A 14,503-nucleotide genomic window follows, 5' to 3' on the forward strand; every position below is an offset into this window, starting at 1 on the left:
AGCGGTACGCACTCTCGAAGCCTTGGAAGCCGAACTCAAACCAGCCCTCGACACCATCACCGCAAACGATGCCAAAGGCTGGATCAGGCACGCCGGCTATGTCCTACACTGAAACCAAAAACGCGTTAGCCGAAATCTATGCTCCGTTCGATTCCGTCTCTCTGTGTTTCTCGAAGGGCATGGGCGCGCCGGTCGGATCGGTGCTCGTCGGTGATCCGGACCTCATCAAGGAGGCGCGGCGCTGGCGCAAGGTTCTCGGCGGCATGCGGCAGAGCGGCTATCTTGCCACCGCGTGCCATTATGCGCTCGACCACCACATGGAGCGCCTGGCCGAGGATCATGCCCACGCCAAAAGCCTTGCGGAGAGTCTCGCGTCCATCGCCGGCCCGAGATCCGATCGCTGGCGACCAACATGCTGTTCGTTCAGGTTCCGGAAGACCATTGCGCGCGGTTGCAGGCCCATCTTGGGGGAAAAAGGCATCCTTGCCGTCGTCGGCCCCGTGAGGCGGCTCGTGACGCATCTCGGCGTTACGGGCCACGACATCAAAACGACCATAGCGGCGATCGGGGATTACTTCGGCTCGTCCGGCTGTCAGCCATCGGCGGCTCCTCACGCCCGGTCTCTCGACGTCTCTGCGTGACACGCCGCGCGAAGGCCGCCAATCGACCTAGGATATGCGCGAAAGGCATGGCCGCGTTGTGCCACGTTTTTGCGCCCGCAGCCGCCATGCCCATTGACCTTAGCGCATGACTTTTGCATCAGTGCGCCGCAAGTTCTTATTGCAGGAGATTTCAGATGCTTGGTATCGGTCAGAAGCTGCCCGCGTTCTCGGTGACGGGCGTGAAGCCGAGGTTCCACGCCCACCTCGAAAATGGCGAGAGCGCCTTCGAGACGATCACCGAGGCAAGCTTCCCGGGCAAGTGGAAGATCATTTTCTTCTACCCAAAGGACTTCACTTTCGTGTGCCCCACCGAGATCGCCGAGTTCGCGCGTCTGTCGGGTGAGTTCGCGGACCGCGATGCGGTCGTTCTCGGCGGCTCGACCGACAACGAGTTCGTCAAGCTCGCCTGGCGCCGCGAGCACAAGGATCTCGACCGGCTTGCGATCTGGCAGTTCGCCGACACCAACGGTTCGCTCGTCGACGGTCTGGGCGTGCGCTCGCCGGACGGCGTTGCCTATCGCTACACCTTCGTGGTCGATCCGGACAATACGATCCGGCACGTCTATGCAACCAATCTGAACGTTGGCCGCAATCCCAAGGACACCCTGCGTGTCCTCGACGCTCTGCAGACGGAGGAGCTCTGCCCTTGCAACCGCGAGGTTGGCGGCGAGATCCTGAAGGCAGCCTGAGGAAGGTCCATGTCGATTGAGAGCCTCAAGGAAGAACTGCCGGCCTTCGCGAAGGACGTGCGCCTGAACCTGTCCTCGCTAGCGTCCGACGAAACGTTGTCGGACCAGCGCAAGTACGGACTCTTCGTCGCCTGCGGGCTTGCGACCCGGAATTCCGTGGTCGCCGGGGCCTTGGAAGTGGAGGCGAAGGCGCATCTTTCGCCCGAGGCTCTCGATGCAGCCCGCGCGGCCGCCTCGATCATGGCGATGAACAACGTCTACTACCGCTTCGTGCACTTGGTCTCGAACAAGGAATACGGTTCGATGCCGGCGCGGCTGCGCATGAACGTCATCGCCAATCCCGGCGTCGATAAGATCGACTTCGAGCTGTGGTCGCTTGCCGTGTCAGCCATCAACGGCTGCGGACTGTGCATCGACAGCCACGAGAATGTCCTGCGGGAGGCGGGCGTCAGCGCGGCCGAGATCCATACGGCCGTCCGCTTCGCCGCGGTGATCCAGTCGGCCGCAGTTGCTCTCGAGGCTGCGGGAACTCCCTCCCTGGTCGCCGCGGAGTAGGTCATATTTTGGCGATGTCACGGTAACTTGGTGTCAGGACGGTCTGGGGTAGGCTCAGCAATATGACCCTGCCCGCCATCAGCTATAAGCGCCATCGGTTCCCACCTCAGATTATCGCTCATGCGGTGTGGCTCTATTTCAGGTTTCCCCTGAGCTTGCGGCTTGTCGAGGAGATGCTGTTCGAGCGCGGTATTCTCGTCTCGTACGAAACCGTCCGGCGGTGGGCCCGGAAGTTCGGTCCGGATTACGCTTACCGCCTCAAGCGCAAGAGACCGAGCCGCAATGATATCTGGCACCTCGACGAAGTCGCGGTCACCATCGCCGGCCAGAAACACTGGTTGTGGCGGGCTGTGGACCAAGACGGATATGTGCTTGATGAGATCGTGCAAAGCCGTCGCAATACCAAGGCAGCCAAGCGATTGCTGACCCGGCTGTTGAGAAAGCAAGGCGTAGCGCCGAAGCGTATCATCACCGATAAGCTGCCCTCGTACGGAGCGGCCAGGCGACAAATCATGCCAAAGGTCGACCATCGCTCGCACAAAGGATTGAACAACAGGGCCGAGAACTCGCATGTCCCACTGCGGAAGCGCGAGCAAATGATGTAGGGCTTCCGATCAGCAGGAGGTCTACAGCGATTCACCTCAATCTTTTCGGCGGTCAGAAACCTGTTCGTTCCATCCCCCTCCTGTCGGTCCGCCCTCGCCGCCCACATTCATCGCCTCCGAGCTATTACGGAGTGGAAAGCCGCGGCGGGCGTTCTTGCCTGAAATCAGCCATGCAGGGCTTATTGCGACCTTCTCAGGTTAACGTGACATCGCCCCCGGAAGAGTTGCGCTCTGTCGCCCGGGCTCAGGTGTTCCGGGGCTTCCTCGTCACCAAGGCTCAGTGGTGGGCCTACTGAGAGTGAGCCGCTCCCTCAGCGATCTGTCCGCTGCTCAGTGCCTGATGGCTGCATAGATCGGGAGCGTCAACGAGCGCGTCCCTTGCCGATCGAGAGCACCCCGCAATCAGGAGCCATGAGAGCAGTCAGGTTTGTCCTTCGCTGATTATTATTGCTGTCTTTGCCTTGAGATACATAACATCGTGAAGGGTCGCGTTACACGCGCCGGCAAACTGTGTCTCCTCAGTCACAGCTCACGTATGGATTACTGAAATAAAACTGCGAAATCGATTACACGAACGAAGCAGGACTTCAATTAGCCACGATAAATGGTAATCGGCTTGCGCGGTTCACTTCTGCCCGTGTTATCGCTCCTCTGAGGAAAGTCGTTCCTCCCAAACTCGAGTTGCTGGCAACGGCAGCCTATTTTTAACCTGATTAAGGACGTGGTCGGGCTGCCCCTACGGCCGCAATGTTGCGCAGGTACGCATGAGCTATCATCCTTCACCTGATCGGCCGCCTGTCACCATCCCGATGCTGCAGCAACGGGTGCGCAATGGCCAGCGGCTTGTGATGACCACAGCCTATGATCCCGTCACGGCGCGCTTGGCTGACCCTGTCGTGGACATGATCCTGGTCGGCGACAGCGTCGGCAATGTCTGTCTGGGCTTCGACAACACACTGCCGGTCAGCATGGCGATGATGAACCATCATCTCGAAGCGGTCGCTCGGACCAAGCCTCGTGCCTTGCTCGTGGCCGATATGCCTTATCTCAGCTATCACCTCAGCCTCGATGACACCTTGTGCAATGCCGGCGGCTTTCTCCAGCGCGGTGCCGCCGCCGTAAAGCTGGAGGGCGGAGAAAAGCGTGTCGAAACGATCCGAGCGCTTGTGGAGTGCGAGATCCCGGTCATGGGCCATCTCGGCCTGACGCCGCAGAGCGTGCATGCCATGGGCGGCTTCAAGGTGCAGGGCAGGGGAACCGAGGACGCTGTCCGGATCCTGGAGGACGCCCACCGGCTCCAGGAGGCTGGCTGCTTTGCGCTCGTGCTCGAGGGCATCCCCTCCGAGTTGGCGGCCCGGATCACCCAGACCCTCAGCATCCCCACCATCGGCATCGGGGCAGGGCCTCACTGCTCGGGTCAGGTGCTCGTCCTGCATGATGTGCTTGGACTGACGCAGGGTCATCGGCCGAAGTTCGTGCGCACCTACGTCGATGGCTTTGACCTGCTGCAGCAGGCTCTTTCGCACTGGACCAAGGACGTCCGTGGCGGCGCCTTTCCATCATCGGCCGAGTCCTATGCGCTCCCCGCCAATGTTCACGCGGCGGTTGCCGCCTGGACGCCCCACCCCTCCACCCGCTCATGAGGCCTTACCGATGCTCACCTTCCGCACGATCAAGTCCCTGAACCAGTGCCTGCGCGGCTACCGCGCCTCAGGCCTGTGGGTCGGGTTCGTGCCCACCATGGGCTTTCTGCACGAAGGCCATCGAGCGCTCATCAGCGAGAGCGTTACCCGCTGCGACATCACCGTGGTCAGCATCTTCGTCAATCCGACCCAATTCGGACCCAATGAGGATCTCGACCGCTACCCGCGTGCCCTGGAGCAGGATCACGACCTCTGCCGCACGGCAGGTGTGACCATGATCTTCATGCCGGATGCCGGCGAGATCTACCCGCTCGGCTTCCAGACCACCGTCGAGCCTGGGCCTGTAGCCGAGCCGCTGTGCGGCGCCGTTCGGCCCGGGCACTTCCGGGGCGTGGCCACCGTGGTGACCAAGCTGTTCAACATCGTGCAGCCGGATGTGGCGTTCTTCGGCCAGAAGGACTTCCAGCAATGTGCTGTGATCCGGCAGATGGTGCGGGACTTGAACCTGCCGATCGAAATCGTGACAGTCCCCACTGTGCGCGAGCCTGACGGGCTCGCCCTGAGCAGCCGCAACAGCTATCTGAGCCCCGCCGATCGCGAGCGCGCCCGCTGCCTCAGCCAGGGCCTGTTGGCCGCCGAGGCCGCGTACCGGGAGGGCGAGCGCGACAGCCAGCGGCTGATCGCGGCGGCCCGAGCCCACATGACCGAGGTCGACGAACTGCAGTATCTCGAGTTGCGGAATGCCAGCACACTAGAAGCGATCCTAGGCTTGGTGGAACAGCCGGCTGCCCTGTGTGTCGCCGCCTATGTCGGATCCACGCGCCTGATTGACAACGTGCTTCTCACCCCTCCGCCGGTCGCTCTGTCCGACCGCGAATTCGAGGTGGTTTCCTATGCGGTCGGTCGGCAGGAGACAGGCGGCGCTGAAGGGTCCCGACCGTCATGACAGCGCCATCGGGCACCGAAACCTTCATTTGGGCTCTCAGCACCCGTTTGATTACTGGCGCAACGGCGACGGACACCCTCCTGGCTTGGTGTGAGGAGCATGGCCTCTCACAGGGGCCGATCACCGTCGAGCGCCGCCAGCAGCGCGTGCTGTCAGCCGTGCCGGATGAGGTCGGAACCGCACTGAGCCCTGCCGCGTCCGAGACCATCCACTACCGGCAGGTGCGGCTGATGCGGGGGTCGCTTGCCCTCGCGACAGCGGAGAACTGGTTTGTGCCGCACCGCCTGACAGCGGACATGAACGAGACCCTGAACCAGACAGACATTCCATTCGGGACTGTTATCGCGCCGCTACAACCCGTCCGCCGCACGCTCGTTGCCAACGCTTGGCCACTCGCTGATGATCCTATGGAGGATCAACCGGGGCATTGCGATTCAGCCTATCAGTCGCATCCTGAGATCATCCTGGAGCATAAAGCCGTGATCCTCAGCGGCGCCGGAACAGCGCTGGCGCTCGTCAAAGAATCCTTTTTCTCGGCACTTGTCTCCTTTGCGTCCCCGACATCGGCTTGCAACCGAGCCACAGAGTGTGAGGCTTGAGCGATGACGGCTCAACACGACATGGCGTCTCAAGCCCTCCATGATCCTGGCTTGCTCGAGGAGGTTCAATTTCTGGATCATCGGATCCGGTTTGGGCCGACGCAATCTGGGTGGGTGTCCTTTGTTGCACGTCAGGGGCACCGCCCGACAATACTTCTCGCGCCCGATCGCGAAACCCTCCTCATGGAATCGCAAAAGCTGGTCGAGCGCCGGAGTGAGGGGAGGGGTTGAGGTCATGGATGATCGCCGTCTGCAGTCGGCATCTGGCAGCCTCGTAGATCTCCACGGCTGTCACGTTCGCCACAGCCCGAATGACCTGGATGGGATGCCTTCATGGTGCGGTCCAGACAGCGCCCGAACCTGGTCATAGCTGCGGCTCGTGACGCTGCTATCGCGAGGCCCTATGGGTGGAACGATAGACAACTTGCATCTGACAAGTCACCAGAATGACTTACCGTTTGATTCAGCTGGCGCCTATGACCTCTTCCTGGATGACACGGTCGTTGCGAGCGTTGTCAGGAATGGCTCGCGGCAGCCCTATACGTGGACAGCCGAGTTGCTGGAGGATCAGCCTCGGAGCCAGCGGCCTTCACCCTTCCGGGAGGTTGAGCACAGTTTCCCGTCCTTGGAAGAATTGTGTGCCTGGCTTGGCCGCCCAACGGTCAGAACCAACAACCGGCATGACGCCTCTCAGGGTGCATGAGTGTGACGACGCTTCGTCTGCCCGTTCGTCCCCGCGACAGGCTGTTTGTTAGGATAGGGAGAGGGCGTTTCCATGACCAAGCCAGATAAGGACGACCTGTTGCACGTGGATCAGCAGCCGTGGGTGCGGCGAGAGCTGTCTATGAGCGCCCGCCTCATCGGTCTGGCAGTCGCACTAATAGGTATTGCCGGAGCAATCTATCTGGCGATGACCTCGCCCTAGGCCGTATGACCGGCTGGCCTTACGGTCTCCTCAAGCCTGACGCTTAACATAAATCGAACGTGGAATTTGAGGCGCCCTTAGAGCACGATCCCCTGGCATCAGCGACCCATGGAACGAAGTCTGCCGGCTGCTCGACGATCCGGCACGGGTCATCGCCGAGTATCAGCGGCGCCTTGACGCCGTGCAGGCCACTCCGCATCGGCTCGAACTCGATGCCCTCGACCGTCAACTGGCCAAGGCCCGCCGCGCGATCGAGCGGCTGATCGACAGCTACACCGAGGGGCTGACCGAGAAGCCCGAATTCGAGCCACGCCTGGCCGCATTGCGCCGCCGGACAGCCCGGCTGGAAGCCGAAGCCAAGGCTCACCAGGAGGCCGATGAGCAAATCCGCTCGCTGCACCTCGTTATCGGCAAACTCGACCTGTTTGCCACGATGGTGCACGATCGGCTCGCGGGTGCGGATTGGACGACGAAGCGCGACATTATCTGTACTCTCGTCAAGCGCATCGAGGTGGCCGATGATGTTGTTCGGGTGATCTTCCGGGTTGATCCGAGCTTCTCAGGTCCACCTGCGACAGGCCGAACTTTGCACCATTGTCCAGCACGTCGTGATCCTGCACCGGATGTGGCGCAACAACACGGACTTCCGGTGGTCGCGCCAGGAAGGGCAGCCCGCATGAGGTAGACACCCAAAGAGATCCGCCAGGTCTGGCGGTACGATGTCCCTTGTCGGGACGAGGCAGCAGCCATCGCGTGGGCACCGTTGCGGCCTGAAACCTGAACCTCAGGGAGCAGATTGACCGCGTATGCAACATGTGGCGAGGCTGAGGCTTCCGACCCCATCATGCGGCGGTGTCTGCCGACCGCGGAGAGAACCATGACCCGACAGGTGATATCAGCCGAACTGACGGAAAGGACCGCTCAAAGGGCTTGACCAGAATCCCCGGAATAAGAGAACGGAGCCCTTTATCTGCGCTGACGATCATAGCCCACTCAAAGCGTAGCCTCATCAAAGGGAAAGGGCTATGATTTGGGAGAGAAGCGGCACGAGCTGCTCGTAGAGGCCGGCCAAACTTCGTAGGTGTGCGAATGTTTCGGAGGTTAGTGAGGATCATTCCGAACAAGGTTCAGAAGCGCTTAAGATCCGCTCTGTCAACTCCTTACGAGCAGGCTGTTCTGTCTCGAATGGAGGGGGTGTTCCCTCGTGAATGCTGTCTCTGTGGCTTCAAGGGATTCTTTCGAAGCTTTGGCCATCCCCCGCGGTATGATGCACGTTGCCCGCAATGTGGGAGCCTCGAACGGCACCGGCTTCTGACGCTTTGGTTCGGCAACAATCCCAGCATCGTGGGGAGCGATACGACCGTCCTGCATTTTGCGCCAGAGGAAGCCATCAAGCAGCTCGTCCAGCAGAAGACCCACCACTACAAGTCCGCTGATCTCGAACCAGGTCGGGCTGATCTTGTACTCAATATTGAACGTCTCGACCTCCCCGACGAGTCTTTCGACGTGATTATCTGCTCTCATGTGCTTGAACACGTCGATGACCGCAAAGCCCTCGGGGAATTGCTGCGGGTGCTGCGCTCTGGTGGACTGGCACTGCTCATGACGCCTGTCCTTGAGGCTTGGTCCAAAACCTACGAGAATCCCACAATCCAAACGCCTGCCGACCGTCTTCTGCATTTCGGTCAGAAGGATCATGTGAGGTATTTCGGGGCCGATGTTCGGGACCGGATCAGATCTGCCGGTTTCCAACTCGACGAATTCATGGCCACGGAGCCGAACGTTTCCCGTTATGGGTTGTGGCGCGGTGAAACCATTTTCATTGCACGCAAGCCAACTTGATCAACTAGTACTACAGTCGGGATTTACGGCGGTGTCGGGTGCGTTTGCGCCCGTGACAGTCGCGAGCGCGCTGCTAATGCCGCCGCCAGACGGACCAGTGCTCGACCGCCTCAACCGAAGGCGGCCGCTCCCAGACCAAGTGCCAGAGCAGGCGTCGCACCTCGGGCACGGTGAGCGGCAACCGCCCCGCAGCCTGCACGATGGGGGCTTCTCCCCCCGATGGCGTGCTGGCGCACGATGGTCAGATAGGCATGCGCCAATATGGATAGAGTGATGTGCCGGTGCCAACCCGTCCACGCGCGCACCTCGTACTCGTCCAATCCGGTCTCGCCCTTGGCTTCCTCAAAGCAGCTCTCAATCCGCCAGCGCTGGCCGGCCACCCGCATCAGCTCGGCGAGCGACGTTTCCTCCGGCGAACGGGTGAGATAGAACGTGAACTGATGCGGGCGGCCCTTCCGGCGCCGGATCAGCAGCCCGGTTTTCCAGCCGGACACCGGCGGTGTGCAGTAGGGCAGATACGCCGGCTCTGTTGCATTAACGTCGCGAGACACAATCGGTAGCGTGTTTGCTCGATCTGATGGCTACTAGATCCTGTGGCTTGACAGGTTAATGCAACAGAGCCCTTTGAACATCGCACGCCTCCAGAGCGTTCTGGAGGGACGTATGTCGAACTGAGTTACCAACGTTTTGCTACAATTCCGAATGGTTTCAACCCTTACATCTGCCCATGTCGAGATCACCACCTCCAACTTGAAGACGCCCTGATCCTGCAGGATGGTCGTCCCGTTCAGGAAGTCGAGCGCAGCATCACGCTCCGGCACGCTACCTTCAGCACCCGGATCATCAGGAGACGCTTAGGCCTGAACAGCGTCAGGACGGCGGAGTTGATTACGTAGGTGACAACGAGAATTCCGCCCAGCGCGACGGGCGAAGGGGCCTGTAGAAATGCCTTGACCAGAACCAGCGCAGTTGCGCTCACCAGGAGACCGCAGGCATGGGGGATGACGATCCGGTAGATGTCACCAATCCCGACATAGCCTGCTCGTCCCGTCATGTACCAAGTGAAGGGAAGTCGTAGCGCATAATCGCTGACGACATAAGAGATGGCGACGCCAAGAGGCCCCCAGGGCAGACCGACGGCAAACGAGGCTATCGCCAATATTGAACCCACAAGGCCGACGATACCGAATTCCCGCATCCTTCCTTGGCTTATGAACAGCCAGCCCGTCGTCGACGTGAATGTCTGGTGCAAACCCGCGAACCCCAGCCAGGCAAATATGGGTGCTGCTTCCGCCCACTTGCTTCCGAGGAGAAGGGCGACGGTTGCATCGGAATATATCACCGCACACAACACACCTGGTTGCACCGCAAGCATCAGGAGGCTCACGCTGCTGACATAGGTGAGGCGATATTCCTCCGGCTCGCCCTGCAGTCGCGAAAGAATTGGTGTCATAATGCGGCTCAACGGCCAGGTCGCCTGCGTGAGCGGCAGCAGCATGAGCCTATAGGCCCGATCGTAGAAGCCGAGCGCGACAGCGCCATGGGCCTTGGCAATCATCAGATTGTCTGCGCTGCGCGCGAAGAAGTTCAAGACATTGAATGTCGACAGGCCTGCGCCGAAGCCGATCATCTGCCGCGCGGCCTCGTCCCAAACCGGTCTACCCGGGAACCACCGGACCGCAAGGGCCGAAACCGCCAAGTTCAGGGAACGCGCACACGCCAGCGGCACCAGCAAAGCCCAGTAGCTGCGTGTATACCAAGCGATCGCAACCCCAAGGGCAGCCCCAATGACGATGCCGAGAATGTCAAGGACGGCCAGAAGCCTGAAATGAAGACCTCGGGTCAGGAGCGCCATAGGCTGCTCGGCGATGACGGAAATCACGGTGAGCGCCGCACCGGCCCAGATGATGGCCGTCAAACGCGGTTCCTGAAAATAACGCGCCAGCAAGGGCGCCAGAACGAACAGACCGGCGGCGAACGTGAGACTGAGAAGCAGGGACAGCCAAAACAGCGTGTTGGTTTGTCCTTTCGTGATCGTTTGGCGTTGAATGATCGCCTGGGTCAGACCCAGATTTTGAATCATTGTTACGAAGCCGATGATCGGCGCCGAGGTTGCGATCAGACCGAAATCAGCCGGGTGCAGCAGCCTGCCGAGGATCGGAGCGGTCATAAATGTAACCATCAATCTGCAAGCCTGAGCCGCTCCCATGTAGGCTACGGCTCTCGCGGCTGAAACTCTTTTGGTCATCCGGCTACCTGAGACGAGATACACGCCATGAGGAGGGCGTAAAACGACGGTTTGAGGGCTTCAGACGCTCCTGTTATGGCACTTGACCAATTCCAGGGCATGGCCCGAGCGACAAGCCGGGATGCACCTGAAGTCTGTCCCGACGTTCATGGGAACGTCAAATCGCCTCAACCGGCTGCCTGCCGGACGCGCGAGCTGAAAGGCTTGCATCAATCACGGCGCGATACTCCGTCAGACTGCGATCGAGGGAGAAGTCGTGCGCGCGCTTCCGGGCCAAGGCGGCGAAGTGCCCGCGATTGCGCGGCTCGCTCATTGTCTGAAGCGCGGTGCTCATAGCGTGCTCATTGTCAGGTGGAACTAGAATGCCGAACTTGGCCTTCGTCAGCGCCGTGACTTTCCGCGCTCCCGCTTCTCCCTGAAGGATCTCGGATGGACCGGACTCGCAATCCGTCGACACGACAGGCAGCCCGATGCACATAGCCTCGATCATAGCATTAGGAAAGCCTTCCGCGTTCGACGGCGACACATAGAATTGGGCTCGTGCAAGGATGGCGTGAGGGTTCGCAGCGAAACCCAGCAAGTAAACCCTGTCGGACACCCTAAGCTCGGACGCGAGGGCTTCGAGCCTGGACCGTTCGGGCCCCTCTCCGAGGATCACGAGCGAGCTTCCGATATTCGCAGCCACATATGAACGCAGGAGCATCGAAAAATTCTTGTTCGGCACGAGGCGCCCGACCGCCACGATGAAGTCTTGAGGAAGATCGACCGAAGGAGCGATCAGAGCCGCGCGCCTGATCCGATCCGCATCAACGGGATTGTGGATCGTCACTACCTGTTTGGCGGATACACCATAATGTTCGACAAGATCGTCCCTGATGCCTTCGGAGACGGCGACGATCTGATCCGCATAGGGATAGAGGCACCTGATCAGCGCTTTCTTCAATCGACGATCCCGATCGGACGAGAGATGGCTTGTGATGTGGACACGTTCGCTGACGACGCATGGAATTCCCGCCAGCCGCGAGCAGGCAATTGCGGCACAGTTCGACCGCGTCAGAAAGCTAACGATGATGTCGGGACGTTCCAGACGAAGCAGTCTACGAAGGGCGATCATGCTCCATAGCAGGGTTCCTCCTGCATTTAATCGAATACGGGTCACGCGCCCCGAAAGCGTATAGCTGTCGCGTTTCTGATCGAGGGTGGCGAGAGTGATCCTCCAGTCCTTCTCGGCTTCCGCTACCGCGGCCGCCACGAGACACATCACCCGCTCTGCTCCGCCGCCCTCGAGGGAGTTGATGATGAAGAGAATCCTGCGGGTTGGTGCTTCGTCGACCATGAGTGAAACATCTCCGCCCTGCCGGATTGGGCTAAGCTTGATCCAAGAGGAATGATAGCACGGGCTTGTGAGCTCGGCTGGCCGATCAGGCCGACAGCTTCGGATCGACGGGCGCTAATTTAGCGGTCCCGTACGATCCCTGTCGGACAAATGCATTGCCGAGACATCCTTGAAAGTCTGTTCTGCTGCATAGACGCGGCGACGTTCTATAGGCCGGCGTGACGACTTCCGAACACTTCAGAGCGTGTTCCTTAAAGGCAGTTTTGCGAGTTACGCGCCTTCCTGTCTGCATTATTTGCCTCGGCGCACGATGCCATAATTTCATCCGCCGAGCGGATTATGGTGCGGCAGCTGGTCCCGCCAAGGCGCCACGCTAGTTGCGACGGTGCCGGACATTACTCTGACCTATGGCTTGTTTGTTGATGGACTCACGAGGATAGGGACAGATGATGAGAAAACGCATTCGGGCCTACATCCAGGATCAGGCGCTTCCACGCACCGCACGGCTTGTTCAGAAAATTGCAACCGGCGGCTTGGATCCGACGAACCCCGGATTGGAGGCTGTCTACCAGCGCATCTTCGAGCGGGATCTGGAGCAAATCGGCGCCGAGAACAGGTTCTATCCGGTCGGAAATGCGGCGAACTATGGTCTGTTGTATTTCCTCCTTCGTGTTGCGCGCGAGACAAAGCTCTCGTCTATCCTGGAGTTAGGGGCTGGACAGACTTCCCTGCTCTTCGACGAATTGAGACGGCACAGCTTGATCACGGGCAGCGTCTTAACGATAGAACATGATCCGATCTGGGCGGACCACGTCCGAGCGCGTGTGAGTCATGAGGTCAGGGTTGTAACGCTCAGACATTACGAGGACGACGGCCTCTCGTATGACGGTTACGATTTCGACACAGCCCAACTTGATGCGACCATTGACCTTCTCGTTGTGGATGGCCCCCCAGCCCTAACTCCGGAGCAGAGATACACACGGCACTGCTGCCTAACCCTCCTTGGCAAGCTAAACCCAGCAGGCTTCATTATCGTAATTGATGATGCGGAGCGACGAGGCGAGACCCTACTGCGTGATCGGATCGCCCAAGAACTCCAGTTAGCCAACATTGCATTCAAGCGCGGCCGAATCGTCGCAAACAAACGGCAGTCCATATTTGCATCGGGACAGTTTTCTCACGTTGCGTTCTACTGACCCAAGAACCTGATTGGCCTTTTGTTCCTGAGACTCTCATCGTATGGCGATGAAGCCAGTTCCTTATTCAAAGTCCCTCCCGTCCGAATCTCTTAAGCTATTTCCATAAAGCAGCCTTCTGCGAACTACGGGCTCACAGTGACACCATTGATCCAGCATGACATGTCTTCCACGACAACATTTCCTCCGGAAGTCAATGAGCATAGTCAAGACGCTGATTTTGCTGCCGCTTCTGGCCCCGGTTCCACTGGACTTGAGCTTCGCAGCAGAAGAGCTGCCCACTACCAGCTTGACCATTCAGGCTGCTCGCCTGCGGGCTAAAGAGACAATGTGCCTATGATAGGTTAATTGACCCGGTCCGGATCACTCCCCGCTTACGCCCATTCTTGATCGTTCGCGTTACTTTCGCGCCAATAATCAAGAGCCGGCCGTGAACCCGGCTTGCAAGACCGGGTCACAGATCTAGAGCAACGGCAGTTCTGACGGAGTCGTTGGGGCTTTGCGGCGTAGCGGCTTCGTGATTCACTTGTCTCGGCCCTCTTGGGAGGAGATGAGCGATGACCAAGTCCTACTCGCTGGATCTGCGCCGCCGGGTGGCGCGCTTTGTCGAGGCGGGCCATTCCTGCCATGAAGCCGCCCGGCACTTCGAGGTCTCGGTCGCGTTCGTGGTCCGGCTGATGGCGGCGTATCGGGCCACCGGCAGCCTGGCGCCCAAGCCGGAGGGCGGCTGGCGCTACTCCAAGCTCGATCCGCATCGCGACTTCCTTATCCGCCGTGTGGCCGAGAAGGGCGACATCACCATGCCGCAACTGGCCGCAGAACTCCTGGCCCTCGGCACGAAGGTCACGCCTGCTTCGATCTCGCACTGGTTCCGCCGCAACGGCTACCGCTTCAAAAAAAACGCTACGGGCCAGCGAACAAGGACGCGCCGACGTGCGCCAGGCCCGCGATCATTGGCGCACGAAACGCCAGCCGCGCATGCGCCAGGAGCCGCACCGGCTGGTGTTTCGCTTCGCGGCCCTTCGGGTCTCGATGAGACCGGCACATCCACCAAGATGACGCGTCTGCGCGGCCGCTGTCCCAAGGGGCAGCGCCTGTATGCCAAAGCGCCGTTCGGGCACTGGCTGACCCAGACCTTCGTGGCGGGGCTGCGCTACTGTGGTCTGACGGCCCCTTGGGTGATTGATGGGCCGATGACCCGGCCGATCTTTGAGACTTATGTGGAGACCCAACTCGCCCCGACCTTGTCCAAGGGCG

At 60.1% G+C, this 14,503-nt stretch carries 14 protein-coding genes and 1 pseudogene; 12 read left to right on the forward strand and 3 right to left on the reverse strand.

Annotated elements, in window-relative coordinates; genetic code table 11:
- Window positions 1-98: 98 nt before the first annotated feature.
- The 10 genes and pseudogenes from ACS5Q1_RS40565 (at window position 99) to ACS5Q1_RS40610 (ending at window position 8,466) form a co-directional block, all read left to right on the forward strand.
- Window positions 99-641 carry a threonine aldolase family protein gene (locus ACS5Q1_RS40565; RefSeq protein WP_473103538.1) on the forward strand — a complete coding sequence of 181 codons (543 nt, stop codon included), beginning with the start codon at window positions 99-101 and terminating at the stop codon, window positions 639-641.
- A 155-nt stretch (window positions 642-796) separates the two neighbouring features.
- Window positions 797-1,351, forward strand: coding sequence for a peroxiredoxin (locus ACS5Q1_RS40570; protein WP_473103539.1), 555 nt, complete (start codon window positions 797-799; stop codon window positions 1,349-1,351).
- A gap of 9 nt (window positions 1,352-1,360) precedes the next feature.
- Window positions 1,361-1,906 carry an alkylhydroperoxidase, AhpD family gene (ahpD, locus tag ACS5Q1_RS40575; RefSeq protein ID WP_473103540.1) on the forward strand — a complete coding sequence of 182 codons (546 nt, stop codon included), beginning with the start codon at window positions 1,361-1,363 and terminating at the stop codon, window positions 1,904-1,906.
- Window positions 1,907-1,968: 62 nt separating this feature from the next.
- A pseudogene (locus tag ACS5Q1_RS40580) lies at window positions 1,969-2,673 on the forward strand (IS6 family transposase).
- 602 nt (window positions 2,674-3,275) lie between these two features.
- Window positions 3,276-4,154 carry a 3-methyl-2-oxobutanoate hydroxymethyltransferase gene (panB, locus tag ACS5Q1_RS40585; RefSeq protein ID WP_473103541.1) on the forward strand — a complete coding sequence of 293 codons (879 nt, stop codon included), beginning with the start codon at window positions 3,276-3,278 and terminating at the stop codon, window positions 4,152-4,154.
- A gap of 10 nt (window positions 4,155-4,164) precedes the next feature.
- A complete protein-coding gene (gene panC, locus ACS5Q1_RS40590; RefSeq protein ID WP_473103542.1) occupies window positions 4,165-5,100 on the forward strand; it encodes a pantoate--beta-alanine ligase in 936 nt (311 codons plus the stop codon).
- Complete coding sequence (locus ACS5Q1_RS40595) at window positions 5,097-5,699, forward strand: hypothetical protein (RefSeq protein ID WP_473103543.1); 603 nt, start codon at window positions 5,097-5,099, stop codon at window positions 5,697-5,699. Before panC ends, ACS5Q1_RS40595 begins: the two co-directional genes overlap by 4 nt.
- Before the next feature lie 775 nt (window positions 5,700-6,474).
- The gene (locus tag ACS5Q1_RS40600; protein ID WP_473103544.1) at window positions 6,475-6,624 is read left to right on the forward strand and encodes a hypothetical protein; all 150 of its coding nucleotides are present in this window, start codon (window positions 6,475-6,477) and stop codon (window positions 6,622-6,624) included.
- Between the two features lie 181 nt (window positions 6,625-6,805).
- Entirely contained in the window at window positions 6,806-7,309 is a 504-nt protein-coding gene (locus tag ACS5Q1_RS40605; RefSeq protein ID WP_473103545.1) for a hypothetical protein, read from the forward strand.
- A gap of 500 nt (window positions 7,310-7,809) precedes the next feature.
- Window positions 7,810-8,466 (forward strand): class I SAM-dependent methyltransferase, encoded by a 657-nt coding sequence (locus tag ACS5Q1_RS40610; protein ID WP_473103552.1) that lies wholly within the window; start codon window positions 7,810-7,812, stop codon window positions 8,464-8,466.
- A gap of 110 nt (window positions 8,467-8,576) precedes the next feature.
- Here ACS5Q1_RS40610 and ACS5Q1_RS40615 read toward each other — a convergent pair whose 3' ends face one another.
- The 3 genes from ACS5Q1_RS40615 to ACS5Q1_RS40625 all read right to left on the reverse strand — a co-directional run bounded on the left by ACS5Q1_RS40615 (window position 8,577) and on the right by ACS5Q1_RS40625 (window position 12,050).
- Window positions 8,577-9,017: a hypothetical protein gene (locus tag ACS5Q1_RS40615; RefSeq protein ID WP_473103546.1), complete on the reverse strand. Its 441-nt coding sequence runs from the start codon at window positions 9,015-9,017 to the stop codon at window positions 8,577-8,579.
- A gap of 236 nt (window positions 9,018-9,253) precedes the next feature.
- Window positions 9,254-10,714: a lipopolysaccharide biosynthesis protein gene (locus ACS5Q1_RS40620; RefSeq protein ID WP_473103547.1), complete on the reverse strand. Its 1,461-nt coding sequence runs from the start codon at window positions 10,712-10,714 to the stop codon at window positions 9,254-9,256.
- A 157-nt stretch (window positions 10,715-10,871) separates the two neighbouring features.
- Window positions 10,872-12,050 (reverse strand): glycosyltransferase, encoded by a 1,179-nt coding sequence (locus tag ACS5Q1_RS40625; protein WP_473103549.1) that lies wholly within the window; start codon window positions 12,048-12,050, stop codon window positions 10,872-10,874.
- A 446-nt stretch (window positions 12,051-12,496) separates the two neighbouring features.
- On the opposite strand from ACS5Q1_RS40625, the gene ACS5Q1_RS40630 reads away from it, so the two are divergent.
- The gene (locus tag ACS5Q1_RS40630) at window positions 12,497-13,246 is read left to right on the forward strand and encodes an O-methyltransferase (RefSeq protein ID WP_473103550.1); all 750 of its coding nucleotides are present in this window, start codon (window positions 12,497-12,499) and stop codon (window positions 13,244-13,246) included.
- Window positions 13,247-13,803: 557 nt separating this feature from the next.
- Window positions 13,804-14,503 (forward strand): IS630 transposase-related protein (locus ACS5Q1_RS40635; protein ID WP_473103551.1); only part of this gene is annotated, 700 nt, incomplete at its 3' end.

The organism is Microvirga sp. GN3 (assembly GCF_055792825.1).

Coding starts and splice junctions, on each gene's coding strand:
- ACS5Q1_RS40565 (WP_473103538.1), top strand. CDS start 99: ATGTCCTACACTGAAACCAAAAACGCGTTAGCCGAAATCTATGCTCCG.
- ACS5Q1_RS40570 (WP_473103539.1), top strand. CDS start 797: ATGCTTGGTATCGGTCAGAAGCTGCCCGCGTTCTCGGTGACGGGCGTG.
- ahpD (WP_473103540.1), top strand. CDS start 1,361: ATGTCGATTGAGAGCCTCAAGGAAGAACTGCCGGCCTTCGCGAAGGAC.
- panB (WP_473103541.1), top strand. CDS start 3,276: ATGAGCTATCATCCTTCACCTGATCGGCCGCCTGTCACCATCCCGATG.
- panC (WP_473103542.1), top strand. CDS start 4,165: ATGCTCACCTTCCGCACGATCAAGTCCCTGAACCAGTGCCTGCGCGGC.
- ACS5Q1_RS40595 (WP_473103543.1), top strand. CDS start 5,097: ATGACAGCGCCATCGGGCACCGAAACCTTCATTTGGGCTCTCAGCACC.
- ACS5Q1_RS40600 (WP_473103544.1), top strand. CDS start 6,475: ATGACCAAGCCAGATAAGGACGACCTGTTGCACGTGGATCAGCAGCCG.
- ACS5Q1_RS40610 (WP_473103552.1), top strand. CDS start 7,810: ATGGAGGGGGTGTTCCCTCGTGAATGCTGTCTCTGTGGCTTCAAGGGA.
- ACS5Q1_RS40620 (WP_473103547.1), bottom strand. CDS start 10,714: ATGACCAAAAGAGTTTCAGCCGCGAGAGCCGTAGCCTACATGGGAGCG.
- ACS5Q1_RS40625 (WP_473103549.1), bottom strand. CDS start 12,050: ATGGTCGACGAAGCACCAACCCGCAGGATTCTCTTCATCATCAACTCC.
- ACS5Q1_RS40630 (WP_473103550.1), top strand. CDS start 12,497: ATGATGAGAAAACGCATTCGGGCCTACATCCAGGATCAGGCGCTTCCA.